Origin of the sequence: Hymenobacter rubripertinctus, from assembly GCF_003583925.1 — a bacterium.
Lineage (GTDB): Bacteria > Bacteroidota > Bacteroidia > Cytophagales > Hymenobacteraceae > Hymenobacter > Hymenobacter rubripertinctus.
Genome location: NZ_QYCN01000010.1, coordinates 1 through 26,684, shown reverse-complemented (window position 1 = coordinate 26,684; position 26,684 = coordinate 1). Strand labels below are relative to the sequence as shown.

Here is a 26,684-nt window from a genome sequence, read left to right as displayed (position 1 = left end):
CTTCGGGCGGCCAAAGCTCTGCAATTTCTTTGTCCCAGTTCTCTTCCACTCGCCAATTAAAACTTCGCTCATGTCCCGCTCCTTCCGTTTTCCACTCGGCCTCGTATTCTCTCCGGCCGCTCGCCGGGCCGTCTGTGCCGCGCTGGCCGGCCTGCTCAGTGGCCAGGCGCAGGCCCAGGACAGCACCCTCACCCGGCTGGTGCACAACTACCAATACAACCTGGTGCAGAATGGCACCCAGTTTTCGGGTCCGGGCTGGGAAAAGCTCCGGCAGGACATCCAGAAAAGTACGCTGGTGTTAGTGGGCGAAGACCACGGCATGGCCCAGATTCCGGTCTTCACGCAGGCCGTAGCGCAGGTGCTGAAACCCAAAGTGTTCGTGGCCGAAATCGACCGGTACCAGGCCCGCGACCTGACCCGGCTGAGCGCGCTGCCCGGTCTGCCCACGGCATTTGAGAAGCAGCACCCAATGGCGCTGTCGTTTTACAGCTGGACCGAAGAATTTGAGCTGGCGCGGGCATTGCGGGCCCAGAACACGGCGCTGGTGGGCGTAGAGCAGGTGGGGGCCGCCACGCCGGGCCGGTTTTTTACGGTGCTGGCCGAAAAGGTGAAAAGCAAGTCGGCCAGAGCCTATCTGCGGGACCGCGCCACGGTGTATCAGCTGCGCGACCGGGCCGGCATGGTGAGCGGCAAGTACGAGCGCGCCACCATGACCACCCTCAGCCCAGCGGGCCTCGACAGCCTGCGCGCCTTCACCCGCAATGAAAGCCCGGAAGTGCGGCAGATGGTAACCGACTTTGCCGCCAGCAGCCAGATCTATCATGACAACAACGCGGGCAAGGCCGGGGCTCACCAGGCGCGCCTCAACCTGATGAAGCGCAACCTGCTGACAGAATTGCAGCCCTACCAGAAGCCCGGTGAGCCGCTGCCGGCCATGCTCTTTAAATTTGGGGCCGCGCACCTGGGCCGGGGCCGTAGTATCTCGGGTAACTTCTATGACGTGGGCAATCTGGCCGTGAACCTGGCCGACATGCACGACCAGAAAACGCTGCACATCTTCATCATCGGTAAGCAGGGCACGCAGGTGGGCGGTGCCAACCCCGATGATTTCAGCAAGAACGTGGCGCCGTATAACCACGACGACCAGGACATGGTGAAGCCCTTCGTTGCTAGCACCACGCCTACCGGCGCCTGGCAGGTATTCGATGTGCGCCCGTTGCGCCGCGCGCTGCTCCAGGACAAGCTCAAAGTAGCCACCCAGGAGCTGGCAGCTACCATCCTGGGCTACGATTACGTGGTCATCATTCCTGAAACCACGGCCAGCCGCAATTTCTAAACCGGAGCGGGCCGTTACTTGGCGGCGGTTCCTGCCTACCTTTGGGGTTCCGTTCCGCTGCTTACCCGTTGCCCGCACCGCCTTGGCTCGTATCCCCAAAGAAACCGTTGACCAGATTATCCACCACGCCGATATCGTGGAGGTGGTGGGCGACTTTGTGAGCCTGAAAAAGAAGGGCCAGAATATGTGGGCCTGCTGCCCGTTTCACCACGAGAAGTCGCCGAGCTTTTCGGTGGCCCCGGCCAAGGGGCTCTACAAGTGCTTCGGGTGCGGCAAGGCAGGCGGGGTGGTGCAGTTCATCATGGACATTGAGGGTACCAGCTACGTGGAGGCCCTGAAGTACCTGGCCAAAAAGTACGGTATCGACGTTCAGGAGGAGGAAAAGACCCCCGAGCAGCAGCTGGCCCAGAACGAAAAGGATTCCCAGTTTATCGTCTCGAGCTGGGCCAAGGACCACTACCACAAACTGCTCAACGACAACGAGGAGGGCCAGAGCGTGGGCTGGAGCTACCTGCGCCAGCGCGGCCTCAACCAGACCACCATCAGCACCTTCGAGCTGGGCTACTCCCTGGATCAGTGGGACGACTTGCTGAAATCGGCGGCGGCGGCGGGCTTCGAGCAGAAATACCTGGAGAAAACCGGCCTCGTGGTGGTGCGCGAAGACGACAACGGCCAGGATACCGGCCGGCGCTACGACCGGTTCCGGGGCCGGGTGATGTTCCCGATTCACAACGTATCGGGCCGCGTGATTGGGTTTGGGGCGCGCACGCTCAAGCCCCACGACAAAACGGCCAAGTACCTCAACTCGCCCGAGTCGGAGATTTACCACAAGTCCGACGTGCTCTACGGGCTCTACCAGGCCCGCCAGCCCATTCGGAGCGAGGAACTGTGCTACTTGGTGGAAGGCTACCTCGATGTGCTGAGCCTGCACCAGGGCGGCATCAAAAACGTGGTGGCTACCTCCGGCACCTCCCTCACCGAGGGGCAGATTCGGCTGCTCAAGCGCTACACCGACAACGTGACGGTGCTCTACGACGGGGACGCGGCCGGTATCCGGGCCTCGCTGCGCGGCATTGATATGCTGCTCGAAGGCGGCCTGAACGTGCGCGTGGTGCTGTTCCCGGACGGCGACGACCCCGACAGCTACATCCGCAAAGTGGGCGACCAGCGTTTCCGGGAGCACGTGGAAACGGCCAGCCAGGATTTCATCCAGTTCAAAACCGACCTCGTGAGCCGCGAAGCCGCTCAGGACCCGGTGAAGAAGGCCGAGGCTATCCGGGAGGTGCTCCAGAGCATTGCCAAAGTGCCCGACCCCATCAAGCGGCAGGTGTTCTTGCAGCAAACCTCGCACACGTTCGGCATTGATGAGCAGGTGCTCATCACGGAGTACAACAAGCTGGTGCGCAACGCCACCGGCAAAGCCTCCGGCGGCCAGGCCAGCCCCAGCAGCGGCAGTGGGAGCGGGGCCAGCTACCCGAACAAAGCCAACAACCAACAACCAACAACTAAAAACCAACTAACCCCCGAGGAAGAAGCCGAAGCCCTTATGTACGGCGCTTCGGCCGAGGACCTGATGGGTGGCGGCGGCGACCTGGGTACGCTCACCCGCGAGGACCTGGAGCCCGTGCCCGACGTGGTGGAGCAGTGCGAGCGGGAGGTGGTGCGCCTGCTGCTGCTCTACTCGGCCCAGCCCCTCACGCCCGACGTGGCCGTGGCCCAGTACCTGCTCGAACAACTCGATGAAACGCCCTTCAAAACCAGCATCTACGCCGATATGCTGCACCTGTGCCGTCAGGAGCTGGAGCAGGGCCGCTGGCCCGAGGTGCGCACCCTCATCCAGCACGGCCGCTCCGATATCCGCAGCGTGGTGGCCGAGCTGGCCACCGAGAAGTACGAGCTGAGCCCCAACTGGACCACCCACCAGATTCACGTGCCCCGGGAGGTAGACCAGCTCCAGATTGCCTGCGACAACGCCATTCTGCGCCTCAACAAAGTGAACGTGGAGCGGGAGCTGGCCGTCCGCCTCGACGCCCTGCGCCAGCCCTCCGACGAGGCCACGATGATGGAAAACCTGCAAACCATTCACCTGCTCAAGCAGATGGACAACCAGCTGGCCAACCTGCTGGGCACCGTTATTCCGCGCCTGGGGTGGTAAAACAGCCGTTGCGCGAAGCCTGTGCTTCGCGCAACGGCATTCCAGGGTTTGAGGCTGGCCCTGTTCAAACGTTGTCAATTCGCCCGCAGGTGGCGTTCTTGCGGTCCGGTTGCTTACGCGCCCGGTATGCCCACCCTCAAAAGCGAACAGCTCTCAGCGAATAGCTCAAATAAATGCCTCCTATCATCAAGCCCCCCCGGCCCGGCCTGGCAAACTACCTGCGCGACATCTGGCAGCGCTTCAACCTGAGCCGCTTCGTGGGCGCGCTGGCCCTCACCGGCACGGGCCTGGCGGCGGGTATCGGCGGGTTCATGTACATCGAGCACTTCTCCTTCCGCGATGCGCTCTACATGACCATGATTACCGTCTCAACGGTGGGTTACGGCGAATTGCACCCGCTGTCGCCGGAAGGGCGGTTGTTCGTGTCGATTTACATCTTTTTTAATCTGCTGATTCTGGCCTACCTGTTGTCGGTGCTCACCACTTACATCTTCGACGGGGGCCTGCGCAATATGTTTGCTATGCTCAGAAACGACCAGGAAATTCGTAGCTACGATGGCCATGTGATTGTATGCGGCTTCGGCCGCAACGGCCGGAAAGCCTACCTGGAGCTACGGGCCAGCGGGGCCCAGGTGGTGGTGGTGGAGCTGGATGAGGCCGTGCTCCAGGAGGACGTGGCCGACGAGGCGGCCCAGGACAAGAACATCTCCGTCGTGCGCGGCGACGCCACCCTCGACGACACGCTGCGGGCCGCCGGCGTGGAGCGCGCCCGCGCCCTGATCACCACCCTGCCCAAGGATGCCGACAACGTGTTCGTGGCCCTCACGGCCCGCGAGCTGGCCCCCAGCATTACCATTGTGGCCCGGGCCAGCCTGAAAAGCTCCGAAACCAAGCTGCTGCGCGCCGGGGCCGATTCGGTGGTGATGCCCGACGAAATCGGGGGCTCCCACATGGCCAACCTCATCATGCGCCCCGAAGTCATCCGCTTCCTCGATATGATTTCGGGCCTGGGGCCGCACCGCCTGCGCCTGGAAGAGCTGCGCACCGAAGAGCTGCGCCCCGAGTTGCGCGGCCGCAGCATCCGGGAACTCGACGTGCGCTCGCGCACCGGCACCACCGTCATCGGCCTGCGCCACCAGTCGGGCGAGTTCACCATCAGCCCCCCCGCCGACATCGTGCCCGTGCCCGGCGACGTATTTCTCTTCCTGGGCACCGAGGAGCAGATCGTCAAGCTCCTGGACCTGTTCCGGCTGGTGTAAGCGGCCAGCCAGTGCTGCGCCGCTGGCGGCTTTTTGCGACGCATTTTCCAAAAAAATGAGGAATACGTCGCAACCCACGATGGGGGGCAATGGCTCTTAGTGAAGCTGTTCAGAAAGGGCCTGGAATCCATCAAGAAGGTGCTGCGCGAAGGAGCAGCACCTTCTTGATGGATTTTATTGCTGCTCACTCATGCTGCGGCCGCATTTGGTAGGTTATTTTTCGGAATAAAAAAAATAACCTACCAAATGCGCGGCAGCTTGAGTGACTGATAGCCGGCAGAGGTGGGCAGCCGCGCTTCTTTTGTAGCTTTACGGGCTACTTCCGCCGCTACTTTCCTTTCGTGCACATCCTGCAAATCTGCCCGCGCGTTCCGTATCCGCCCACCGATGGCGGGGCCATTGCCATGTACGACGTGGCCGCCGGCCTCGCGCGGGCGGGCCACCGCGTGACGGTGCTGGCCCTCAACACGCCCAAGCACCACCAGCCCGCCACCGTCCTCGACCACCTCGGCCCCCACGTGCGCCTGCTGACCGTGGACGTGGACACCCGCCTTTCGCCCCTGGAAGCGCTCAGAAACCTGCTTTTCAGCGAGCTGCCTTACAACGTGGAGCGGTTCGTGAGTCCGGCCGTGGAAGCGGCTTTGGCGGAGCTGCTGGCTGGCGAGCAGTTCGACGTGGTGCAGCTGGAGGGCACCTTTGTGGCCTGGTACGTGGACGCCATCCGGCGGCTGGCGCCCGGGGTGCCGGTGGTGCTGCGGGCCCACAACCTGGAGCACACCATCTGGCAGATGCTGGCCGCCCGCGCCCGCAACCCGCTCAAGGGCTACTACCTGCGCCACCTGGCCGGTCGCCTGCGCCGCTTCGAGCAGCAGGTGCTGCCCCAGTTTGATGCGCTGGCCGCTATTACTGAGCCCGATCAGCAGCGCCTGCGCCGCCTGGGCTGCCCCGAGCCGGTGGTGTTCGTGCCCGCCGGCGTGGATCTGGCCCGCTTCCGGCGCGACCCCACCAGCCGGCCCCGGCCGCGCACCCTGTTCATGATTGGCTCCTTCGACTGGCTGCCCAACCAGGAGGGCCTCGACTGGCTGCTGCGCGAAGTCTGGCCCGAGGCCCGCCGCCAGTACCCGGAACTGGAGCTGCACCTGGCCGGCAAAAACCTGCCCGAGCGGTTTGCGCAACTGCAACTGCCCGGCATCACGGTGCACGGCTTCGTGGAGTCGGCGGCGGCGTTTATGCAGCAGTACGAGCTGATGCTGGTGCCCCTGCTGAGCGGGGGCGGGATGCGCATCAAAATTATTGAGGGCATGGCCCTGGGCAAGTGCATCCTGAGCACCACCCTCGGGGCCGAAGGCATCCACGTGAAGCCCGGTTTCGATATTGTGGTGGCCGATTCGGCGGCCGACTGGCTGGACTACCTCGGGCGCTACTACCACGGCCGGCTGGGCGCGGCGGACATCGGGCAGGAAGCCGCCCGCACCATTGCCCGCCTCTACGACAACGGCCGGGTGGTGGAGAGCTTCCTCGATTTGTACACCATCCTGACGCCCGCCCGTGCCCCTGCTCCCTGACGTGCTGGCCGCTGCCGGCCTCTGGGGTAGCCTGCTGCTGGTGGCCCACACCTACGTGCTGTTTCCGCTGCTGCTCTCCCGGCTGGCCCGGGGCCGCCACCCGAACGCCCACGTGTACGCGCCCGCCAGCCCCGAGCTGCCGGCCGTGGATATTCTGCTGGCCGTGTACAACGAAGAGCAGGTTATGGAGGAGAAAATCCGTTCCACTTTCGCCACCACCTACCCGCCCGAAAAGCTCACCTTCTACATCGGCTCCGACAACTCTTCGGACCGTACCAACGCCCTCATCACGGCCCTGGCGGCCGAACATCCGCAACTGCGGTTCCGGCCCTTCGGGCAGCGCACCGGCAAGCCCGGCGTGATGGAGGCCCTCTCGCGGGAGGCTACCGCGCCGGTGCTGGTGCTCACCGATGCCAACGTGTTTTTTACGCCCGACACGCTGTATCAGCTCGTCAAGCACTTCCGCAACCCGGCCATCGGGCAGGTAGGAGGCCACATTCTCAACCCTGAGCACCGGCGGGAAGGTATTTCGGGCCAGGAGAAGGCCTACCTGGAGCGCGAGAACCAGATCAAGTACCAGGAGGGAGTAGTCTGGGGCAGTATGATTGGGGCGTTCGGGGGCTGCTTCGCGGTGCGCCGCGCCTGCTACCACCCGGCCCCGCGCGCCTTCATCGTCGATGATTTTTTCATCTCGATGGCCGTGTTGCAGAATGGCTATCAGGCCATCAACGAGCTGGCCGCCGTCTGCCACGAGGATGTGTCGGATAAGCTGCCGGAGGAGTTCCGGCGCAAAGCCCGCATTTCGGCCGGCAACTTCCAGAACCTGGTGGCGTTCCGGCGGTTGCTGTGGCCGCCCTGGCGCGGAGTAAGCTTTGCGTATTGGTCGCACAAGGTGTTGCGCTGGCTCACGCCGCTGCTGCTGGTGCTCATGCTGCTGAGCAACGCGCTGCTGGTAGCGCGCGGGGGCGGCTGGTTCTACCAGCTCATGCTGCTGGGCCAGCTGGGCCTGCCGCTGCTGGTGGGGCTCGATGCGCTGCTGCACCGCCGCAACGTGCACCTGCGCGCGCTACGGTTCCTGTCGCACTTCTACGGCATGAATGCGGCGTTGCTGTTGGGTTTGTGGCGCTTTTTGCGGGGCGTTAAAACCACCGTCTGGGAACCCACCCAGCGGTTTCAGGGACGGCGCGAAAAATGAGTAAAGCAGTGAAGCAGTGGCTTGTGGACTGGCTGAACAGCTCTGTTGGCAGCTCCAGTGAGGGCGTGGATATTGTAGAACAGGGGTACCCGCGTTGCTCGGGACACCAGGTTTTCCTTTTATTGGCCCGTTCACTCATCTGCTCGTTCACCCATCCAACAGTTCAACCACTATGAACCCACTTCGGATTGCTATTCTGGGCTGCGGCAACATGGGCATGGCCTTCGCCAAAGCCTTTCTGCACTACAATCTCGTGGCCCGGCCCGATTTGCTGCTGCTGGGCCGCCACGCCGAGCATTGCCAGCAGCTGAGCACCCGCCACCCAAACCTGCCCGTGGCCGAAATCGGCCCGGCCGTGGCCCACTACACCGTGGTGCTGGTGGCCGTGAAACCCCAGGATTTCAGCACGGTGGCGGCCGGCTTGCGCGCCGTATTGCAGCCCGGGCAAACGGTGGTGTCCATTATGGCCGGCATCCCGATTGCGCGCCTTCAGCGGGAGCTGGGCCACCGGCTGGTGCTGCGGGCCATGCCCAATACGCCGGCCCTGCTGGGCATGGGCATCACCGGTTTTTCGGCCGCCCCCGAGGTGGAGCGCAGCCAGCTGCACCAGGTAGAAAACCTGCTGAATGCCACCGGCCGCTCCATTTTTCTGGAAGATGAAAGCCTGCTCGACGCCGTGACGGCCGTGAGTGGGAGCGGGCCGGCCTACTTCTACTACATTGTGCAGGCCATGATGCGGGCCGGCCAGGAGCTGGGCTTCTCCGAATCGGTGGCCGGCCTGCTGGTAAAGCAAACGATGCTGGGGGCCTACCACCTGCTCAACGCCTCCGAAAAAACGCCCGACGAGCTGATTGCCGCCGTGGCTTCCAAAGGCGGCACCACCGAAGCCGCCCTGCGCGAATTCCAGGCCGGCCACCTGGCCGAAACCCTCCTGGCCGGCATGAAAGCCGCCCAGCACCGCGCCACGGAACTGGCGAGTGAGTGAATTGAACTGTCATGCTGAGCAGAGCGAAGGATCCTCTCACGCTTGAACGACCGTACCAACAACTCGTGCTGACGTGAGAGGATCCTTCGCTCTGCTCAGCATGACAGTTCTTTTTCACTCACCCGTTCATTCCCTCACTCACATCCCGGCCATTTTCTTCAGGTCGATTTTCCGGGCCACGTCCTGTACGAAATCCAGGTCTTTCTGCTCATTGGCTTCAATTTTTACCAGAAATCGGCCCCCTACGGTGAGCACCAGCTCGGCGCGGCCGTCCTGCTTGTGGAAGGTTTCCATGCCCTTCACCCCGTCGAGGGTTAGTTGGGTGGGGCGCACCAGCTGCTCGTTATTTTCCTGCTCCAGGCCCAGGGCAAACATGGCCGCCGCGCCCTGGTACACCTCCTGAGCCCCGTTGTAATCAGTCAGGCTAACTTCCAGAGTGGCGTCGCCCCGGGTGAATCTGCGGCTAGCTGTGGAAAAGGAGAGCCCGGCAGCCTTTGTAGATTCGCCGCTGGGCGCTTCCGCCGTATAGCCGCTCAGGTCGGCGGGCAGCAACTGCTGCAACTCCTTATAAGGCAGCGAAACGGTGTCGCCCCGCTGTTTGCGTTGCTCACGCTGGGTTTGGGCCTCGCTGAGCGCGGCTTCGGCCTTTTTGCCCATTTTGCTCATCTGGCTGAGCGTGTCGTAGGACTGTTTGGCCTGCTGGGCCTGCTCGCAGCCGGCAACCAGCAGCAGGGTTCCGGCTAGCACGAGAAAGGACAACTTCATGGCGGAAGGCGGGTAGGTTCAGGAAGGAATTTATATAGGGTAATTCAAACGTATAAATAATTAAATCATATTCTGTGTTGAAATAGTAATGCTGGAAACGATGGGCAGCAAAACCCCGGGCCGGTTCCCCGGATTTAGCGCCGCCACTGCGGAGCGAGTTCGTAACTTCGCGGCACTGTTACTGGTTGCACGAGTGGATTTCCGGTAGCCCACCGGGCGTTACAAAATCCGTGAAATCCGTGCGAAATCCGTTTTAATCCGTGATCCATGCTTGATTCCATTGAAGACGCCATTGCCGACATCCGCGCCGGCAAAGTGGTAGTAGTAGTAGACGACGAAGACCGTGAGAACGAGGGCGACTTTATCTGCGCCGCCCGCTGCGCCACGCCCGAGGTCATCAACTTCATGGCCACCCACGGCCGGGGGCTGGTGTGCGCCCCGCTTATCGAGCAGCGCTGCGAGGAGTTGGGCCTGGAGCTGATGGTGGGCCGCAACACGGCCCTGCACGCCACCCCGTTTACGGTGAGCGTTGATCTGCTCAAAAACGGGGTGACCACCGGCATTTCGGCCTCCGACCGCAGCAAAACCATTCTCGCCCTCATCGACCCCGCCACCAAGCCCGAGGAACTGGGCAAGCCGGGCCATATTTTCCCGCTCAAGGCCCGCAAGGAAGGCGTGCTGCGCCGCGCCGGCCACACCGAGGCCGCCATTGACCTGTCGCGCCTGGCGGGGTTCGAACCGGCCGGGGTGCTGGTAGAAATTCTGCGGGAAGACGGCGAAATGGCCCGCCTGCCCGAGCTGCGCGCCATTGCCAACAAGTGGGACCTGAAGCTGATTTCGGTCCAGGACCTGATCAAGTACCGCCTCGAAAAGGAAAGCCTCATCACCCGCGAAATTTCGGTGCAGCTGCCCACCAACTACGGCGACTTCGACCTGATTGCCTACACCCAGCGCAGCAACAACGCCCAGCACCTGGCCCTGGTGAAGGGCGATATTTCGGGTCCTGAGCCCGTGCTGGTGCGGGTGCACAGCTCCTGCGTAACGGGCGATATTTTCGGCTCCTGCCGCTGCGACTGCGGCCCCCAGCTGCACCACGCCATGCAGCAGATTGAGCGCGAGGGCCGGGGCGTGGTCGTGTACATGAACCAGGAGGGCCGGGGCATCGGGCTGCTCAACAAGCTGCGGGCTTACAAGCTCCAGGAGCAGGGCCGCGACACCGTGGAAGCCAACCTGGAGCTGGGCTTCGGCATGGACGAGCGCGACTACGGCGTAGGGGCGCAAATCTTGCGCGACCTGGGTATCAGCCAGATGCGCCTGCTCTCCAATAACCCCCGCAAGCGCACCGGCCTGATGGGCTACGGCCTGGAAGTGGTGGAGTCGGTGGCCATTGAGGTGGAGCCCAACGAGCACAACGAGCGGTACCTGACCACCAAGCGCGACAAGCTGGGCCACACCATTCTGCACAAGGACCGCACTGCCCACCCCGACCCGGCCGCTACCGAAACGGCCGCAGTGGAGTAGCAACTGCTGCTTTCCAGGAAACGCAACGCAAGGCCCAGCTGCTTCGGTAGCCGGGCCTTGTCGGCTGAAAGGAGGCGGGCGGAACACCGGATGGATGAATATGGTTACAGAAGCCTAACTTCCCGGCCATGAAACAGGTATTTGCGCGTGTGCTTCTGCTGATGGTACTGCTGCCGCTGGCCGCCCGGGCGCAGCGTGGCAGTGGGCAGGCCTTTACCCAGCAGTTCAGCCAGGCCAGCGTGCTGCTGAGCACTGGTGACACCATCAGCGGCCCCGTGGCTTTGCACCGGGGTGAGGAAGTGCTGACCATGAGCCTGCCCGACAACACCGTGCGCACCCTGCCGGCCGTGAACGTGCAGAGTTTCGCCGTGCAAGGCGAGCGGTACGACCGCCGCCGCGAGCAGTATTACTACGACGACTTCAACACCATGCGCCAGGGCTACTACGCCGGCAACCCCTACTTCAACGCCGTGCCGCCGCCCCGCCGCCGCGAGCGGGCCGATACCAACCTGACGCGCGTATTCCGTACCTACCGCTGGAACCGCGACAACGACTACAGCAACTTCCGGGCTCCTGCCTTCTTCGAGCAGCTCAGCGGCGGACCCGTTATCCTGCTGCGCCGGGAGGGCCTCGTGGAGCGCCCCGTTACCTCTAACAGCGCCTACAGCTCCAGCGGCAATGGCGGCTACGGCTACGGCAGAGTATACGGCCGGCCGGTAGGCTACTATACCGACGTGAAGGACAACTTCTACCTCGGCCTGCCCAACGGCGACGTGCTGCCCCTGCGCAACCCCAAAAAGGACCTGCCCAACTACTTCCGCGCCCACGCCCGCCAAATCGAGCAGTACGCCAAAACCAACCGCCTCAGCTACACCGACCCCCGCGAGCTGGCCTACCTCGTCAACTACGCTAACTCGCTAGGGTTATGAGATGGTGAAATGGTGAAAGGTCTGTCATCCTGAGCTTGCGAAGGATCTTGTCACGTTAAAATGGCTCGTTATTATAGTCGTGCCTGTGTGATAAGATCCTTCGCAAGCTCAGGATGACAGACCTTTCACTCTATTCGCCGCTACAGCACCCGCAGCACGGGGTAGCGCAGGTGGGTGGGCTCGTAGTGGTCGGATTGGCGGTAAACCCAGTCGAGCTGGGCGGCGGCGCTGGCGGCGAAGGCGGGGTCGGCTTGTTTCTGCTGCTCGAATTGGGCGCGGAGTTCGGGCTGCTGGCGGAGCAGGGCGGCGGCCAGGTCCTCGAACACGTAATCGGAGAAATACTCCTTCTGTTGCAGGATGCTGTCGAAGAAGCCCCAGGCGAAAAACGAGTCGGTGGCCTGGGGTTCCAGGGTTTCGATGAGGTAGCGGGCGGCGGGCTGGTCGAGGGAAACGTAGTAGTCGCCGCGCAGAAACGGGCGGGCCTGGCGCACCGGGCGCACCTGCACGCCGGAGTGGAGGTAGTGGCCTTCGTAGGGGCGGGGGGCAGTTTTATAGTCCTGAATATAGTAGCCTTCCCCGTTGATGACGGTATCCGCCGACAAGGTCCGCATGTGCACGCCCGAGAGGCGCAGGCGCTCCGCTACTTCGGCCCAGGCTTGGGGCAGCACGTAGGCGCGGGGCCGCTGCACGGTGGTGGTGGGCCGGAACGTGTTGTAGTACGGAATGGCCTTCGTGTAGGGCGCCTGCCGGTCGTAATACAGGCGGGGCTGGCCGCTGACGTCGCTGGGCCGGGTTTTGCCCACGTAGCCCCGGAACGTGAACTGCTCGGCCCGGGTGGTATCGAGCTGCCAGCCGAGGACGAACTGCTGCTGCTGCCGGCTCTGACGGGCGGCCGTGGCGCGGGCCTGGCCCAAAGCGGCCGCCTGCTGGTGGGTGGTGCTGATGAGCAGACTCAGGAAATCGTAAGTGGCCCGCACCCGGGGCGTGTAGGCTTTCAGCATGTGGGTTTCCGTGACGAACCCGATGGTATTAAATAGCGTGGTGTAGCCAGTCGAGTAGCGCGGGGTTTCCAGGAAGCCCACCAGGCCGCGGGCATCGGGCGTGCGGCCCGCAAAATCGACGTAAGGCGTCAGGTACCACTTTTTTTGGTCCATGCCGCCGTAGAGCGCGGGCAGCAGTTCCTGCTGCATGTACTGGCTGAGGGCGGGGTGCAGCTTGTCCTTCTGGGTGGCGATGAGCGTCATCGTGTACTGGTAGTCGGCCCCGTTGGAGGTGTGGGTATCCACGTAGATATCGGGCTGCCAGCGCTGGAACAGGGCCGCGAAGGCGCGGGCATTGCGCGAGTCCTGCTTGATATAGTCCCGGTTCAGGTCGAGGTTGCGGGCGTTGCCCCGGAAGCCGTAGCTCTCAGGGCCATTCTGGTTGGTGCGGGTGCCCGAGTTGCGGTTGAGCGCCCCGCCCACGTTGTAAACCGGGATGATGACCAGCACCACATCGGCCAGCTGACGGCGCAGCGCCTTCTGCTGCACGTAGTCGCGGGCCAGCAGCATGCTGGCGTCAATGCCCTCGGGCTCACCCGGGTGAATCCCGTTTTGAATAAAGACCACCCGCCGGCCCTTGGCCCGCAGCGAAGCCGGGTCGAAGTCCCCGTCCAGCGACACCACCACCGCGTGCAGGGGCCGGCCGCTGTCGGTGCTGCCGGCTTCGCGAAGCTCAATTTCGGGGTAGGCCGCCGCCAGCCGCTGGTAGTAGCCGATGCACGCGGCGTGGGTGGTGGTCTGGTTGCCGTTGCCCAGCTCGAAGGGCGTGCGCCAGTCGGGCACCGGCGTGGCCGGGGCAGCGGGCGAGGGCAGCAGAAGAGCGGAAAGCAGGGAGGCCAGGAGCATACGTCGGAAATAGCGTGCGGGCAAAGATGGTCAACCCCGCGCATTTCCGGCCGCCGCCTGCTGCTGTCCTGAGCAAAACATCAGGAGGTTTTAGCCAAGACATCAGTATGTTTCAGGACAAACCTCCTGATGTTTTGCTCAGGACAGCAGCAGCAGGGTGCGTGCCGACCCATTGATTGACCGGCAAGGAAACCCGAACGCCCCGCAGAAAAGCCCCACCGTTACCTTACCACCCACGGCCGTATTCTCTCCCTACTCCCTACTCCCTACTCCCTACTCCCTACTCCCTAATACAGCCGGCGCGGGCCGGGGAACAAGAGTTGGTCGATGCTGAGCTTGCCCGGACCGGTGAAGGCCAGACCCAGGAACAGAAAGGCCGATTCCAGGGCGTGGGAGTAGCCATTGAATCCGTCGCCGGCATTCAGGTGCATAATGGTGGCCATGATCATGGTGCCGAGCAGCAGCGCGCAGGCCAGGCGGAAAAACAGGCCCAGGGCCAGCAGCTGGCCGCCCACGGCTTCGGCGGCGGCCGCCAGAAACCCCCAGAAGGCGGGTGCGAAGTTCAGCCCGACCAGCTTCATCACGCCCCCAATTTCAGCCCAGGCCGCCGGGCCACCCGTCAGCTTAGGGTAGCCGTGGATGGTAAACAGGACGCCAATGCCAATGCGAACAATGAGCAGGCCTAAATCGTGGGTGCGGTAACGGTTTTCAAACAGAGCCATGGGCGGGCGGCCAGCGGGGCCGGGGGCAGTTGGTTCAACTTCAATAAACCGGCTGCGCGGGCGGCATTCGGTCTGCCAAAGTACACTATTTGGAGCGTAGTGCAATTTACGGGTGCCCGCCCCCTGCTGCCCGAGTAAAACGCCGGTGATCCGGGCCGCGGGCGGAATATCGGCCGAGCGGATGCCTTGCGCCGCAGCTGCGGCCGGTAGGGCAGCCGGGGCCGGCCGCCAGGCCATTCGCCGCCCGCCCGGTTCGGCCGCTACTGGCAACTACGAAGGGGGGGGGGCAACCGGATCAGCGGGCGCGCGGGCGCAGCACGAGTCGTTGCAGGCACTCAGGCCCGTTACGGGGAAGTTTGACAACATCGGGCCTCCGGCTTGCGTTAGCCAAGCCAGCCAGGGCTCCGGTTCGCTTGTCGCCGCCCCAAACCCTGGCCGCCGTTTCCTTCCCATCCACTTGTTCCCTTGTCCGTGTCTGCTGAAGCCCGCAAGCCCCTGATCCTGATTTCCAACGACGATGGCATTACGGCCCCCGGCATGGCCACCCTGGTGCGCGTGATGCGCCGCCTGGGCGAAGTCGTGGTAGTGGCCCCCAACTCGCCCCAGTCGGGCATGGGCCACGCCATTACCATCGGCCATCCCCTGCGCCTCGACGCCAGCCATATCTTTGAGGGCATTGAGGCCTACGAATGCAGCGGTACGCCCGCCGACTGCGTGAAGCTGGCCAAGCACCACGTGCTCAAGGACCGCCGCGCCGACCTGGTGGTGTCGGGCATCAACCACGGCTCCAACTCGGCCGTGAACGTGCTGTACTCCGGCACCATGTCGGCGGCCATTGAGGCGGCCATTGAGGGGCTGCCCGCCATCGGGTTTTCGCTCTGCGACTACAGCCACGATGCCGATTTTTCGCACACCGAGGAGTGGGTGGAGCTCATTGCCCGCCAGGCTCTGGCCCACGGCGTACCCGCCGGCACGGCCCTGAACGTGAACATTCCCAAGAAATCCGACCAGCCCATTACCGGGGCCCGCCTCTGCCGCCAGGCCCGGGCCAAGTGGCAGGAGGAATTCGACCTGCGCCACGACCCCCACAACCGGCCCTACTACTGGCTCATCGGCTCGTTCGTGAACGAAGACCAGGGCCAGGAAACCGACGAGTACGCGCTGGCCAACAACTTCGTCTCCATCGTGCCCTGCCAGTTCGATATGACCTCCCGCAAGGGCCTGCTCCAGATGAACGACACCTGGGACCTGAGCCCGATGCCGGCCCCGGCCGGCCGCCCCCTGCCCGTGGCCGCCCCCGGCAGCGCCACCCCCGCCCCCGGCCAGTCGGCGGAAGGATTGGGGTAAACAGGAGAACGGGTAAAAAAGAACGGTCATCCTGAACATGCGCGACGTGCTCAGGATGACCGTTCTTTTTTACCTATACACCCATTTATCGGTTCACTCCGGCAACGACACGTGCTTGTGAGGGGCGGGGGAAACCGGGTTGGGCTTGCGCACCACGGGCACGATGGCCAGGTGGCGCGGGGCGGGCAGGGCGGGCGGGAGCCGCGTGCACACCAGCCAGAGCAGGCCCAGCAGCAACGCGCTCAGGAGGAGCAGCTTTTTCATGGGGTAGGAGGGGAATAGCGCTTAGCCAAAAGTATCCGCCCCGCATGAAGGCTTAGTGAACCGCCTGCGGTTCACTAAGCGTGCCCTATGGAAAGAGCAGGGAAAACGTAGTGCCCTTGCCCTCAACGGATTCCACGGTTAGCCGGGCCTTGTGAAATTCGGCAATGGTTTGGGCGATGGGCAGCCCCAGGCCGTAACCCTCGGGAGCCGAAGCCCCGGCCTGAAACCGCCGGAACCGGTCGAACAGATGGGGCAGGTGCTGGGGCGCGATGCCGGGGCCGGTATCGGTGACGCCCAGCTCGTAGCCGCCCCTGGCCCCGGCATGGCCCCGCACCGTAATGCTGCCCCCAAAGCGGTTGTACTTGATGGCGTTGCTGATCAGGTTGAACAGCAGCGTGAACAGCAGCGTGCGGTTGGCCCGGGGCAGTACGTAATCGGGGCGCAGCTCCGCCAGCAGCCGGATTTCGCGCTGGGCCAGCCGGTCCTCCAGCTCGTTGGTCACCTCCGCCAGCACCGCCGCCACCGATACGGTGTCTTCGCGCAAATACTGCTCGTTTTCGATGTTGGCGATGAGCAGCAGCGTTTTCACGGTGTTGCGCAGGCGGTAGAGCGTCTTCTGCGAATCCACGAGCTTGAGCGAGTGCGCGTGGCCCAGCTCCGGATCCTGGAGCATGTTCTCGAACCGGGATTGCAGAATGCTCACCGGCGTAAGCAACTCGTGCGACACGTTGCTCATAAACTCGCGCTCCTTCTCGAAGGCCGACTGAATCAGGCGCATCATCTGGTTGAGGCTGTCATCCAGGCGGCGAAAGTCAGAGGTCGTCGTGGGCAGGGGCTCGTAGGAGAAAGCCGAAGGATGGTGCACGCCCTCCAGCTTGCGGGCAATGAGCCGGTGCAAAGGCCGCAGCAGGTAGTGGGCAAAGGCCGCGTCGGTGAAAATAGTGAGCAGGGCCCCAATCACGAGCACCCACAGGGCCATGCGCCGCAGCGTATCGGTGAGCAGCTCCACCGTGGCCAGGGAGCTGCCGATTTCGAGGCGGTAGTTGCGGCCGTTGGTGACGAACTGCTGGCTCAGAATCCGGAAGTCCTCCACCTGGTTGTCCACCTGCCGGGGCTCGTCGAAAATGCGGGGTGGGKGGGGGGCGKGGCGGCCTGAGGGCGTGGGCGGCAGCGCCGTGAGGGTAATGTATTCCTGCTTGAGAATGTTGTAATCGGCATATTCCTCGCCCTGCACGAAGGTCGAAATCCCGTCGCGCCGGATGAGCTGAAGCACTTCCTCGCGCTTTTCCTGCAACCGCTCGTCGGTGTGGGCCACGGCCACCCGCCCCACGATGGGCGGAATCACCACCGCCCCCAGCAGCACCAGCAGCAGCTTCGACAAGGCGTTGAACAGGGCCAGCTTGGCTTCGAGGCGCATTTTCCAGTTAAAAAGTAAGAGTTCAACATTAAAAAGGAACGTCATTCCGGGCGCTACGCTCGGAATGACGTTCTTCCTAAGCTCTAAGCTCTAAGCTCTAAGCTCTAATATCTACTCATTGCTTGCCACCCGGTACCCGATGCCGCGGACGGTTTCCAGGAAGTCGGCGGGGGCGAACTGGCTGAGCTTTTTGCGCAGGTTCTTGATGTGCACGTCGATGTAATTCGAGTCGGAATCGTCTTCGAGTACGTTGCCCCAGAGGTGCTCCCCGAGTTGGAGGCGGGTGAGCACGCGGTTTTTGTGCAGCAGCAGGTAGTGCAGCAGGTCGAATTCCTTCTTGGTGAGGGCCACGTCCTGCCCCTGGTAGCGCAGGGTGCGGCCGGTGGCTTCCAGCTCGAAGCCCTGGCCGAAGGCGAGTTCCTGGCGCTTGAGGCCGAACTTGCGGCGGGTGATGGCCTGCATCCGGCTCTGAAGTTCGAGCAGCGAAAACGGCTTGGGCAGGTAGTCATCGGCCCCCAGGTCAAGTCCTTTCACCCGGTCATCAATGGCCCCACGGGCCGTGAGAATGATGAACGAGGCCTCCTGGCGGTCATTCTGGCGGGCTTCGCGCAGCAAATCCAGGCCGTCGCCGCCGGGCAGGCCCAGGTCGAGCAGCACGAAGTCGTAGCTGTTGACAAAGATTTTCTCGGAGGCCTCCGCATAGGTATAAGCCGAGTCGACGAGGTACTGCGACTGGACCAGGAACTGCTGCACTTCCTGGTGCAGGCTTTTTTCGTCTTCAACAAGCAAAACGTGCATGGGCGGCGGGCGGGGCTAAATGAAACCGCAACATACGCAGCAAAGCCATGAAGGAAGCATGAACGGCCGGCCCGGGGCAGGGCAACTGCGGGCCGCCGGCTTCGCCGGGGATGCTTCCCCCGGGGCTTATTCTCCCGCCAGATACGCGCTCAGCTCCGACACCGTGCCAATACCCAGGCGCTGGGCGTGGCGGCGGCGCATAAGCAGGGCATAGGTGTTGTTGAAACCCAGCGGGGCCAGCCACTCCAGCTGGTAGCGGCGGCGGTACTCGCGGCGTACGTAGCCCAGCACGGCGGCCGGGTCGGGACCGAGCGAGTCGAGGGTGGCGGCGGGGGGCTGAAGCACCACCAGCAGGCCGGTGCCGGTGTATTCGGGGTAGAGGTCGATGGCCCCGGTGCGCAGGGCCTCGGCGCAGATGGTGGTGCCACCCAGGCCGGTTTTGGTTTCCACGCCCAGGTGGGTGTAGCCCCGGATCAGGGCCGCGTACAGCTCGGCCAGGATATACTGCTCCCCAAAAATCTTGGAGCCCAGCCGGATAGTTGCGCCGGTAACGGCCTGCGGGGCGCACCACAGGCGGCGGCGGCGCAGAAAGCTGCGGGCCACGGCCCGGGGCGTTTCGTGGCGGTAATCCACCCGGTAGTTCAGCTCCGTCATCACCGAATCGGAGAGCTGGCCGGCGAGGTGGGCCAGCGCCGGCCCCAGCTCCGGGTGCGCCGCCAGCGTCTGGCGGCGCACCACGGGCACCGCCTGGTAGGGCGGAAAGGCGTGGCGGTCGTCGCGGAGCACTCGCAGGTCGTAGGCCCGGATGCGGCCATCGGTGGAGTAGCCGTCGATCAGGTCCACGTCGCCGGCGCGGGCCGCCTCGTACACCAGGGCCGGGGCCAGCACCACCGAGGCGGGGTCCAGGCCGTAGCGCTGGCGCAGGCCCGGCAGCCCGTCGGAGCGGCCCACGAACTCGGGACTGAACCCGGCCAGCAGCTTGCTGGTGGCCCGGGGCAGCAGGTAGAGGCCCGCCAGCAGGGGCAGGGCCAGCAGCAGCGCCCGCCCGGCGTGGCCCCGCTGTTGTCCGCTCAGCCGTTGCAGCCCGGCCAGCAGCCCATCAAACACCAGGGCCAGCACGGCCGCCGGAATAGCTCCGGCCAGAATCATGGCGGGGTTGTTCAGGGCAATGCCTCCAAAAATGAACTCGCCCAGGCCGCCCGCCGCAATGTAGGCCGCCAGCGTAGCCACGCCCACATTGATGACGGCCGCCGTACGGATGCCCGCCAGCAGCACCGGCAAGGCCAGCGGCAGCTCTACCCGGCGCAGCACCTGCCCGTCCGTCAGGCCCAGGCCCCGGGCGGCGTCCACTACGGCCGCATCCACGCTCTGCACGCCCGCCAGCGTGTTGCGCACGATGGGCAGCAGCGAGTACAGGAACAAAGCCAGAATGGCCGGCCCCGGCCCGATGCCCAGGGCCGGAATCAGGAACCCGAGCAGGGCAATGCTGGGAATGGTTTGCAGGATGCCGGCCCCGCCCAGCACCCAGGGCGCGAGCCGGGGCCGCCGCGTGAGCAGCAGGCCCAGCGGCACGCCCACGGCCACGCCCAGTACCAGCGCCGCCGCCGTCAGGCCGATGTGTTGCAGCGTCTGCTGGCCCAGCTTCCCGGCCTGGGCCTGCCAGAAGGAGAGGAGTTCAGTAAGCGTATTCATGGGGCCGAAAGTCGTTGGATGGCCCGTCCGAAAGCGGCCATCAGCGAAGCATAGGTCAGGGGCTCCCGGGCGGCGGGCGGGGTAGCTTCCAGCCACACGGTAGCGTCTCCGGCCGCCGCCGGACCGGCGGCGGTTAGGCGGCTGAGCTGCTCTAACACCTCCTGAACAGTTGCAGTAAGTGCAACGGTGTTGTCTTCTGATTTAAAAGTAGTTGCATCGGGTATTTCGGCTGCGGGCGGTAGCTCTGCCAGCATGTCGGTCAGGCGCAGGGTGCGCAGCTGAAGGCCTAGCTGCTCGGCGGCGAAGAAGCGCCGCACGAAGCTGTTGGCCGGATGCAGCAGCAACTGCCGGGGCGTGCCCAGCTGCTGAACCCGGCCGGCCTCAAGCAGCAGAATCCGGTCGGCCAGCTCGAAGGCCTCCGTCACGTCGTGGGTCACCAGCACCAGCGTTTTGCGACGCAGCTCGGGCAACTCCCGGAACTCGCGCCGGATGCTGGCCCTCGTCAATGGGTCGAGGGCTCCGAAGGGCTCATCGAGCAGCACGATGGGTGGGTCGGCGGCCAGTGCCCGGGCCAGGCCCACCCGCTGCTGCTGCCCGCCCGAAAGCTGGCGCGGGTACTGGCCCGCAAACTGCTCCGGGGGCAGGTGCAGGCGGCGGAGCAGCTCCCCGGTGCGGGCTGCTATCCGGTCGGGGGCGTGGCCGAGCAGGCGGGGCACTACGGCCACGTTTTCGGCCACGGTGTAGTGGGGCAGCAGGCCCACCTGCTGAATAACGTAGCCCATGCCCCGGCGCAATTCCTCGGGCCGCTGCTGGCGCACGTCGGCCCCGTTCACGCTAACGCTGCCCGCGTCGGGCTCCACCAGGCGGTTGAGCATGCGCAGCAGGGTGGTTTTGCCGCAGCCGCTGGGGCCGAGCAGGACCAGGGTTTCGCCGGGGGCCAGGGCAAACGACACGTCCTGCACCACCGCGTGGGAGCCGTAGTGCTTGGTCAGGTTGCAGACTTCGATGGCGGGCGGGGCGGGCGTAGGCATATAGGGGCAAGATAGGGGCAAAGCGCATAAAAGGCCTCTCCGGTTCGCTGTCAGCATCAACCGGTTGTCCCCGGCCCCGGCCAAGGGGAGTCAGCGCGGAAGGCCATGCATCCGGTTTCTTCTTTAGCTTTAGTCGATGAACCGACTGCTCCTGCTCTTCCTGCTCCTTGCCCTAACCCTGGCGCGCCCGGCCGCCGCCCAGATATACCGCGCCACCGATCCGCTGGCCCACACCTACAGCATCGTGGCCCGCGACCCACTCACCGGCGACCTGGCCGTGGCGGTGCAGAGCCATTGGTTTTCAGTAGGTACCAGCGTGAGCTGGGCCGAGGCCGGCGTAGGGGCCATTGCCACCCAGTCGTTCACCAACAAATCCTTCGGCCCCCGGGGGCTGGCCCTGTTGCGCGGCGGCAAATCGGCCCGTGAGGCTCTGGACGAGCTGCTGCGCACCGACGAGGGCCGCGACGTGCGCCAGGTGGCCATCGTGGACAACCAGGGCCGCGTGGCCACCCACACGGGGGCCAAGTGTATCGATTTTGCGGGCCACCGCCAGGGCAACCAGTTTTCGGTGCAGGCCAATATGATGCTCACCGAGAAGGTGCCCGACGCCATGGCCCAGGCCTTCGACAACAACGCCCGCCTACCCCTGCCCGAACGCCTGCTCAGGGCGCTCGACGCGGCCCAGGCCGTGGGCGGCGACATCCGGGGGCGGCAGTCAGCGGCCCTGCTGATGGTGCGCGGCAAGGCCACGGCCGAACCCTGGACTGACCGCCTGGTTGACCTGCGGGTGGACGACCACGCCGAGCCCCTGCGGGAGCTGGACCGCCTGCTGCGCCTGTACCGGGCCTACGAGCACATGAACGCCGGCGACCTGGCCGTGGAGAAAAACGACGTGCCCGGAGCCATCCGCGAGTACGAGGCGGCCGAGAAGCTCTTCCCCCAGAACCTGGAAATGCAGTACTGGCACGCCATCAGCCTGGCCAACAAGCAACGCCTGCCCGAAGCCCTGAAACTGCTCAAACCCATCTTCCGGCAGGAGCCCAACTGGCGTACCCTCACCGGCCGGTTGCCCAAAGTAGGTCTGCTCACGGTTAGTGAAGCAGCATTGCACCAGATCTTGACGCTGAAGTAGGGGCGCAGAAGTTGAAAATGGCAGCGGATGAAATGACTCCGCTGCCAAAACGTTAGATACCCTACTGCCCGCCCTCAACCCTTCCCCCCATGAAACACCTGTTCTTTTCGCGCCTGTTGCCGGTTCTTTGGGGCAGCCTGTGGCTGCTGGCGGGCTCCTGCCGCTCGGCTGGCCCCGCCGCTGCGGCCGCCGCCCCCGATACCGTCGTGTACGTGGTGCGCCACGCCGAAAAGGACCTCACGCCCGGCCTGCCCGACCCGGCCCTGACGGTAGCGGGCCGGCAGCGGGCCCAAGCCCTCCAGGTCAGGCTCACGAAGCGCGGCGGTGTGCAGGCCGCTTTTAGTACCAACACGGCCCGCACCCGCGCCACCGCCCAGCCCCTGGCCGAGGCCCGCCAGCTGCCCGTGCACCTCTACGATGCCCGCCAGCTGCCCGCCCTGGCTGCGCGCCTGCGCCGCGAGTACCGGGGCCAGACCGTTCTGGTAGTGGGCCATTCCAACACCATCCTCGAAACGGTGGAAGCCCTTGGGGCGGCCCGGCCGGTGCCCACCGTGGCCGATGAGGCCTACGATTACCTGCTGGAAGTGCGCATTCCGCAGGATTCCACGCGGGCTGCTACCGCCACGGCGGGCCACTACGGAGCCGTGCACCGGTAGCCGCCGGGGCCGCCGGCGCGGGTTGGCGCCGGCTCCTGCAACCCGGGCGGGCATTCTGCTTCTATTGACCACTTGCACGCTGATTCCTTTTCCGTTCTTTCCGACTTTACTCATGCGAATTGCCTCTTTCCGCCGCGCCCTCGGGCTGGCGGCCATCCTGCTGTCTACCGCTCCGCTGGCCGTTCAGGCCCAAACCAAGGCCGATTCCGTGGCTATTCGCCGGATTTACGATGAGGCCCTGGCCCACGGCGAGAGTTACGAGAACCTGCGCTACCTCACCGGCCAGATCGGGGCGCGCCTCAGCGGTTCGGCCCAGGCCGGGCAGGCGGTGCAGTGGGGCCAGACCACGATGGAGAAAATTGGCCTCGACCGGGTGTATTTGCAGGAGGTGATGGTGCCCCACTGGGTGCGCGGAACCCGCGAAAAGGCCCAGATCAAAGGAGATAAGGGCAAGGGCCTCGCCCTGAGCGTATGCGCCCTGGGTGGCTCGGTGGGCACCAGCGGCAAGCTCCAGGCCCGCGTGATTGAGGTGCAGAGTCTGGCCGAGCTGGCCGCCCTGCCCGCCGACAAGGTGAAGGGCCGGTTCGTGTTCTTCAACCGGCCCATGAACCCGCTCTACATTGAAACCGGCCAGGCCTACGGCGAGGCCGGCGACCAGCGCCGCAGTGGGGCCGCCGCCGCCGCCCGGCGCGGGGCCGTGGGCGCGCTGGTGCGCAGCCTCACGCTGGCCCACGACGATTTCCCCCACACGGGCGCCATGCGCTACGAAGACGGTGTACCCCAGGTGCCCGCCGCCGCCCTGAGCACCAACGGGGCCGACAAGCTCAGCCAGCTGCTCAAGGCCGATCCGGGCCTGACCGTGGAGCTGGAAATGAGCTGCCAGACCCTGCCCGACGTCAAAAGCTACAACGTAGTGGGCGAAATCCGGGGCTCCAAGTACCCCGAGGAAATCATTACTGTAGGCGGCCACCTCGACTCCTGGGACCTGGGTCAGGGCGCCCACGACGACGGTACCGGCTGCACCCAGAGCATGGAGGTACTGCGCCTGCTCAAGGCCACCGGTCTGCGCCCCGAGCGCACGGTGCGCGCCGTGCTGTTTATGAACGAGGAAAACGGCGTGCGCGGCGGCAACCAGTACGCGGCCTTAGCAAAGGCGGCCAACGAAAAACACCTGGCCGCCATGGAATCGGATGGGGGCGGCTTCACGCCCCGGGGCTTCAACATTGAGGCCGAGCCCGCCACGGTGCGCAAAATCCAGGGCTGGCAGCCCCTGTTCGTGCCCTACAACAGCACCGAATTCGCCGTGGGCCACGCCGGCACCGACGTGGAGCCGCTCAAAGGCCAGGTAAAGGCCCTTATCGGCTTCGACTGCGACTCCCAGCGCTACTTCGACATTCACCACACCGCCGCCGATACTTTCGACAAAGTGAACCGCCGCGAGCTGGAACTGGGTGGAGCCAGCATGGCCGCCCTCATCTACCTGATCAGCAAATACGGCCTGTAGCAAGCCCTTGCCCGCCCGGGGCGAGGCGTAATTCGTGCCCGAGCCAAGGTGCGCACCAGCAGCTACCACGACACAATGGCCGGCCGTAGCAGTCCGGGGCCAACGGCGTGCCCTCCTGGATGGAAGCCCAGGGTACGCTGCCCCGGTTACGGCCGACAACCACGCGCGCAGGTGCTTCGCTGCTGCGGGGGCCGCTGCCCGCGAAACTCTCCTGATATACGGACGCGCAGTAATGGCCCGTCACCGTTCCGCAAGCCGTGCATCCAGCCGGCCGGATAGGCGCCTGTTCGCGTCTGCCTGCGGAACGGTGACGGGCCAACGGCGCGAACGAAAAGATGCGTCGTTACACCGGGTATCCGCAATTCACGAACCTGCTATGACTACAAGAGCTATGACTACAAGAAGAAAGCGCCCAACTGCCAATTGGCAGTTGGGCGCTTTCTTCTTGTAGTCATAGCAGGTAAAATTACTCCGCGCTTACTACTTTCTTCGGCCGACCGGGACGCTTGCCGGAAGCGTTGGCAGCGCGGGGCTTGCGCTCTTTTTTCTCAATTTTATAATCGGGCTCCAGCATCGCGTTCAGATCTTCCATCAGGGTCGTGATTTTGGATACTTGCTTACGAATCTGGTTCAATACTGCGTCATTGTCTTCGGCGTTAGCCAGAATCTGTTGCAGCTTGTTTAGGTCAGCGGTTGCCATTGTGCAAAGGGTTTATTTGAAAGAGGAAAGTAAAGAACAAAGTTGAGTTTTTTTCTCGTTATGGCAAATAAATAAGCGCATAAGAAATTATTTTCAACCTTAAATGCTATGAAAAAACCTATAAAGACTTAAAACCGCCGCGTTGCCTGACGGAAAGCGTCACCTGCTTCTTATTGCCAGATAATACGAGGCGCTTCTTCCTGGGTTTTATAAAAAGAAAATTAATCCGCTACGTGTTCCGGCGCATGCTCGCCCGCAGCCGAAGCAAAGGTCTGACGCCGGTAACGCTACCTGTTTGCAGACACTTGCCGGGCCTGGAAAACAGCAAAACGGTTTTCCGAACGAAACAGAAAGCCGTTTTGGCGAAAGGTGCGACGGGCCGATTAATTCTGCTCCAGAATCTGGAATAACTCGTCGAGTTTAGGCGTCAGAATAATTTCGGTGCGGCGGTTGAGGGCCTTGTTGGCCGGGCTGTCGTTCTGGGCAACGGGCACGTACTGCGCCCGGCCGGAAGGCGTTACCTGGCCGGCGGGTACCCCCCCCTGGGTCAGGATACGCGTGATTTCGGTGGCCCGCAGCACGCTCAGGTCCCAGTTGTCTTTGGCCCCGCTCACCACGCCGCGCAGCGGTACGTCATCGGTGTGGCCTTCCACCAGTACATTTACTTCTTGGTTGCCCTTGAGGGCGGCGGCCAGTTTGCTTAGCGCTTCCTGGCCCTTCGGATCAACTTTGGTGGAGCCTGATTTAAACAGTAATTGTTCCGACAGCGAAACGTACACCTTGCCGTTCTTTACGTTCACCTGCAAATCCTGCGAATTAAATCCCAGCAGGGCATCACCCACTTTTTGGCGTAACGCTTTCACAGCCGCGTCTTTCTGGTCGAGGATGCGCTGCATTTCGGCAATGCGCTGCTCTTTACCGCGCAGATCGGCCGAGAGCTGCGTATTTTGTTCCTGCGCGCCGCTCAGACTTTCGTTGAGTTGATTGACCTGCTGATTTTTAGTGAGTAAGCTGGTGCGCAGCGTTTCCTCGTTGCGCGCTTTCGCATCTTGCAGCGCATTTTTTTCCACTTCTAACTGGTCGCGCGACTGCGTGGCGGAAGCGTACTGGTTTTGCAGGTCGGTGTATTTTTTCTGCGACACGCAACTGGTCGAACCTAGCAGTAAGCCTGCGCCGCAGAAGATGGATAAGACGGAAGCGGAGGGGAAATATTTCATGTAGTAAAAACGAACAGAATGAATGAACGCTAATTTAACGTCCGAAAAACGAATGTAGCAGTTTTGTGAACGGTGCCCCCGGTTGCAGAGACGCATATTTGCGTCTCGTTCTCCACGCCGTTGTTACTGCAACCGGATGGGCAGCACAAACGCATGTACGGTAGGTTCCATCATTTGTAGCATCTAAGGCTACCGTAGTGGGGAGCGTTTCCGAAGCTGCACACTCATCAAAGTGTCCTCAGACGCGGTAAAAGCATTCGGCTGTTTGCTGATGCGTTTGCCCTTCAGAAAAGGTAGGTTATTTTTCTACGCTAAAGAAATAACCTACCTTTTCTGAAATATCCCCCATACGGGATGCCTGGTTGTTGAGCCGCCTGGTTGCGGCTCGTCTTTCGCGCCGTCGGTCAACTGTGTCGGTCAACTGTGTCGGTCAACTGTGTCGGTCAACCCCGGGACGCAACTAGTGCTTAGTCAGGCAAGTTAGTTACCCTAATTTTCTGGTAGTGGCGGTCGAGTTTGACACGGGCTTTTTCCAGCGTGAATTGCCATTTGACCGTGGCCCGGGCCGCATTGCGTTCGGCCACGCAAGCGGCGACGTGGGCGGTGAG

The 26,684-nt window shown here is 63.6% G+C and carries 22 protein-coding genes; 12 read left to right on the top strand and 10 right to left on the bottom strand.

Annotation, left to right across the window (positions count from 1 at the left end; genetic code table 11):
* Positions 1-70: 70 nt before the first annotated feature.
* The 6 genes from D0T11_RS08175 (at position 71) to proC (ending at position 8,495) form a co-directional block, all read left to right on the top strand.
* Complete coding sequence (locus tag D0T11_RS08175; protein ID WP_119655295.1) at positions 71-1,336, top strand: hypothetical protein; 1,266 nt, start codon at positions 71-73, stop codon at positions 1,334-1,336.
* An 82-nt stretch (positions 1,337-1,418) separates the two neighbouring features.
* The gene (dnaG, locus tag D0T11_RS08170) at positions 1,419-3,491 is read left to right on the top strand and encodes a DNA primase (RefSeq protein ID WP_119655294.1); all 2,073 of its coding nucleotides are present in this window, start codon (positions 1,419-1,421) and stop codon (positions 3,489-3,491) included.
* Between the two features lie 173 nt (positions 3,492-3,664).
* Positions 3,665-4,750, top strand: coding sequence for a potassium channel family protein (locus D0T11_RS08165; protein ID WP_119655293.1), 1,086 nt, complete (start codon positions 3,665-3,667; stop codon positions 4,748-4,750).
* A gap of 341 nt (positions 4,751-5,091) precedes the next feature.
* Positions 5,092-6,315: a glycosyltransferase family 4 protein gene (locus D0T11_RS08160; protein WP_119655292.1), complete on the top strand. Its 1,224-nt coding sequence runs from the start codon at positions 5,092-5,094 to the stop codon at positions 6,313-6,315.
* The gene (locus D0T11_RS08155; RefSeq protein WP_119655291.1) at positions 6,299-7,510 is read left to right on the top strand and encodes a glycosyltransferase; all 1,212 of its coding nucleotides are present in this window, start codon (positions 6,299-6,301) and stop codon (positions 7,508-7,510) included. The genes D0T11_RS08160 and D0T11_RS08155 overlap by 17 nt, the downstream gene beginning before the upstream one ends.
* Before the next feature lie 172 nt (positions 7,511-7,682).
* A complete protein-coding gene (gene proC / locus D0T11_RS08150) occupies positions 7,683-8,495 on the top strand; it encodes a pyrroline-5-carboxylate reductase (protein ID WP_119655290.1) in 813 nt (270 codons plus the stop codon).
* Positions 8,496-8,633: 138 nt separating this feature from the next.
* On the opposite strand, the gene D0T11_RS08145 is transcribed toward proC, so the two are convergent.
* Positions 8,634-9,260 (bottom strand): hypothetical protein, encoded by a 627-nt coding sequence (locus D0T11_RS08145; protein WP_119655289.1) that lies wholly within the window; start codon positions 9,258-9,260, stop codon positions 8,634-8,636.
* A gap of 267 nt (positions 9,261-9,527) precedes the next feature.
* Between D0T11_RS08145 and D0T11_RS08140 the strand changes: the two genes are divergently transcribed.
* Positions 9,528-10,781: a bifunctional 3,4-dihydroxy-2-butanone-4-phosphate synthase/GTP cyclohydrolase II gene (locus D0T11_RS08140; RefSeq protein WP_119655288.1), complete on the top strand. Its 1,254-nt coding sequence runs from the start codon at positions 9,528-9,530 to the stop codon at positions 10,779-10,781.
* A gap of 128 nt (positions 10,782-10,909) precedes the next feature.
* On the top strand, positions 10,910-11,710 hold the full coding sequence (locus D0T11_RS08135; RefSeq protein ID WP_119655287.1) for a hypothetical protein: 801 nt from the start codon (positions 10,910-10,912) through the stop codon (positions 11,708-11,710).
* A gap of 140 nt (positions 11,711-11,850) precedes the next feature.
* Here the strand turns inward: D0T11_RS08135 and D0T11_RS08130 are convergent, their stop codons facing one another.
* Entirely contained in the window at positions 11,851-13,596 is a 1,746-nt protein-coding gene (locus tag D0T11_RS08130) for a M14 family metallopeptidase (protein ID WP_119655286.1), read from the bottom strand.
* 287 nt (positions 13,597-13,883) lie between these two features.
* On the bottom strand, positions 13,884-14,318 hold the full coding sequence (locus D0T11_RS08125) for a DoxX family protein (RefSeq protein WP_119655285.1): 435 nt from the start codon (positions 14,316-14,318) through the stop codon (positions 13,884-13,886).
* Between the two features lie 465 nt (positions 14,319-14,783).
* On the opposite strand from D0T11_RS08125, the gene surE reads away from it, so the two are divergent.
* Positions 14,784-15,665: a 5'/3'-nucleotidase SurE gene (gene surE / locus D0T11_RS08120; RefSeq protein WP_119655284.1), complete on the top strand. Its 882-nt coding sequence runs from the start codon at positions 14,784-14,786 to the stop codon at positions 15,663-15,665.
* Between the two features lie 93 nt (positions 15,666-15,758).
* On the opposite strand, the gene D0T11_RS22490 is transcribed toward surE, so the two are convergent.
* The 5 genes from D0T11_RS22490 to D0T11_RS08100 form a co-directional block, all read right to left on the bottom strand.
* Positions 15,759-15,929 (bottom strand): hypothetical protein, encoded by a 171-nt coding sequence (locus tag D0T11_RS22490; protein ID WP_182888311.1) that lies wholly within the window; start codon positions 15,927-15,929, stop codon positions 15,759-15,761.
* Between the two features lie 85 nt (positions 15,930-16,014).
* Positions 16,015-17,346 (bottom strand): sensor histidine kinase, encoded by a 1,332-nt coding sequence (locus tag D0T11_RS08115; protein ID WP_182888310.1) that lies wholly within the window; start codon positions 17,344-17,346, stop codon positions 16,015-16,017.
* A 111-nt stretch (positions 17,347-17,457) separates the two neighbouring features.
* Positions 17,458-18,144 carry a response regulator transcription factor gene (locus tag D0T11_RS08110; protein ID WP_119655282.1) on the bottom strand — a complete coding sequence of 229 codons (687 nt, stop codon included), beginning with the start codon at positions 18,142-18,144 and terminating at the stop codon, positions 17,458-17,460.
* A 126-nt stretch (positions 18,145-18,270) separates the two neighbouring features.
* Positions 18,271-19,836 (bottom strand): ABC transporter permease/substrate-binding protein, encoded by a 1,566-nt coding sequence (locus D0T11_RS08105; RefSeq protein WP_119655281.1) that lies wholly within the window; start codon positions 19,834-19,836, stop codon positions 18,271-18,273.
* Entirely contained in the window at positions 19,833-20,867 is a 1,035-nt protein-coding gene (locus tag D0T11_RS08100; protein ID WP_119655280.1) for an ABC transporter ATP-binding protein, read from the bottom strand. Before D0T11_RS08100 ends, D0T11_RS08105 begins: the two co-directional genes overlap by 4 nt.
* A 136-nt stretch (positions 20,868-21,003) precedes the next feature.
* Between D0T11_RS08100 and D0T11_RS08095 the strand changes: the two genes are divergently transcribed.
* The 3 genes from D0T11_RS08095 to D0T11_RS08085 all read left to right on the top strand — a co-directional run bounded on the left by D0T11_RS08095 (position 21,004) and on the right by D0T11_RS08085 (position 24,159).
* Complete coding sequence (locus tag D0T11_RS08095; protein WP_119655279.1) at positions 21,004-21,999, top strand: DUF1028 domain-containing protein; 996 nt, start codon at positions 21,004-21,006, stop codon at positions 21,997-21,999.
* Between the two features lie 89 nt (positions 22,000-22,088).
* Positions 22,089-22,655: a histidine phosphatase family protein gene (locus D0T11_RS08090; RefSeq protein ID WP_119655278.1), complete on the top strand. Its 567-nt coding sequence runs from the start codon at positions 22,089-22,091 to the stop codon at positions 22,653-22,655.
* 112 nt (positions 22,656-22,767) lie between these two features.
* A complete protein-coding gene (locus D0T11_RS08085) occupies positions 22,768-24,159 on the top strand; it encodes a M28 family peptidase (RefSeq protein WP_119655277.1) in 1,392 nt (463 codons plus the stop codon).
* Between the two features lie 466 nt (positions 24,160-24,625).
* On the opposite strand, the gene D0T11_RS08080 is transcribed toward D0T11_RS08085, so the two are convergent.
* Both D0T11_RS08080 and D0T11_RS08075 read right to left on the bottom strand, forming a co-directional pair.
* A complete protein-coding gene (locus D0T11_RS08080; protein ID WP_119655276.1) occupies positions 24,626-24,859 on the bottom strand; it encodes a hypothetical protein in 234 nt (77 codons plus the stop codon).
* A gap of 383 nt (positions 24,860-25,242) precedes the next feature.
* A complete protein-coding gene (locus D0T11_RS08075; RefSeq protein WP_245990678.1) occupies positions 25,243-26,001 on the bottom strand; it encodes an OmpA/MotB family protein in 759 nt (252 codons plus the stop codon).
* Between the last annotated feature and the right edge of the window lie 683 nt (positions 26,002-26,684).

Excerpts from the sequence above, each read along its gene's own strand:
- D0T11_RS08175 (WP_119655295.1), top strand. The coding sequence starts at position 71 with ATGTCCCGCTCCTTCCGTTTTCCACTCGGCCTCGTATTCTCTCCGGCC.
- D0T11_RS08165 (WP_119655293.1), top strand. The coding sequence starts at position 3,665 with ATGCCTCCTATCATCAAGCCCCCCCGGCCCGGCCTGGCAAACTACCTG.
- proC (WP_119655290.1), top strand. The coding sequence starts at position 7,683 with ATGAACCCACTTCGGATTGCTATTCTGGGCTGCGGCAACATGGGCATG.
- D0T11_RS08145 (WP_119655289.1), bottom strand. The coding sequence starts at position 9,260 with ATGAAGTTGTCCTTTCTCGTGCTAGCCGGAACCCTGCTGCTGGTTGCC.
- D0T11_RS08140 (WP_119655288.1), top strand. The coding sequence starts at position 9,528 with ATGCTTGATTCCATTGAAGACGCCATTGCCGACATCCGCGCCGGCAAA.
- D0T11_RS08135 (WP_119655287.1), top strand. The coding sequence starts at position 10,910 with ATGAAACAGGTATTTGCGCGTGTGCTTCTGCTGATGGTACTGCTGCCG.
- D0T11_RS08130 (WP_119655286.1), bottom strand. The coding sequence starts at position 13,596 with ATGCTCCTGGCCTCCCTGCTTTCCGCTCTTCTGCTGCCCTCGCCCGCT.
- D0T11_RS08125 (WP_119655285.1), bottom strand. The coding sequence starts at position 14,318 with ATGGCTCTGTTTGAAAACCGTTACCGCACCCACGATTTAGGCCTGCTC.
- D0T11_RS22490 (WP_182888311.1), bottom strand. The coding sequence starts at position 15,929 with ATGAAAAAGCTGCTCCTCCTGAGCGCGTTGCTGCTGGGCCTGCTCTGG.
- D0T11_RS08110 (WP_119655282.1), bottom strand. The coding sequence starts at position 18,144 with ATGCACGTTTTGCTTGTTGAAGACGAAAAAAGCCTGCACCAGGAAGTG.
- D0T11_RS08105 (WP_119655281.1), bottom strand. The coding sequence starts at position 19,836 with ATGAATACGCTTACTGAACTCCTCTCCTTCTGGCAGGCCCAGGCCGGG.
- D0T11_RS08100 (WP_119655280.1), bottom strand. The coding sequence starts at position 20,867 with ATGCCTACGCCCGCCCCGCCCGCCATCGAAGTCTGCAACCTGACCAAG.
- D0T11_RS08095 (WP_119655279.1), top strand. The coding sequence starts at position 21,004 with ATGAACCGACTGCTCCTGCTCTTCCTGCTCCTTGCCCTAACCCTGGCG.
- D0T11_RS08090 (WP_119655278.1), top strand. The coding sequence starts at position 22,089 with ATGAAACACCTGTTCTTTTCGCGCCTGTTGCCGGTTCTTTGGGGCAGC.
- D0T11_RS08085 (WP_119655277.1), top strand. The coding sequence starts at position 22,768 with ATGCGAATTGCCTCTTTCCGCCGCGCCCTCGGGCTGGCGGCCATCCTG.
- D0T11_RS08080 (WP_119655276.1), bottom strand. The coding sequence starts at position 24,859 with ATGGCAACCGCTGACCTAAACAAGCTGCAACAGATTCTGGCTAACGCC.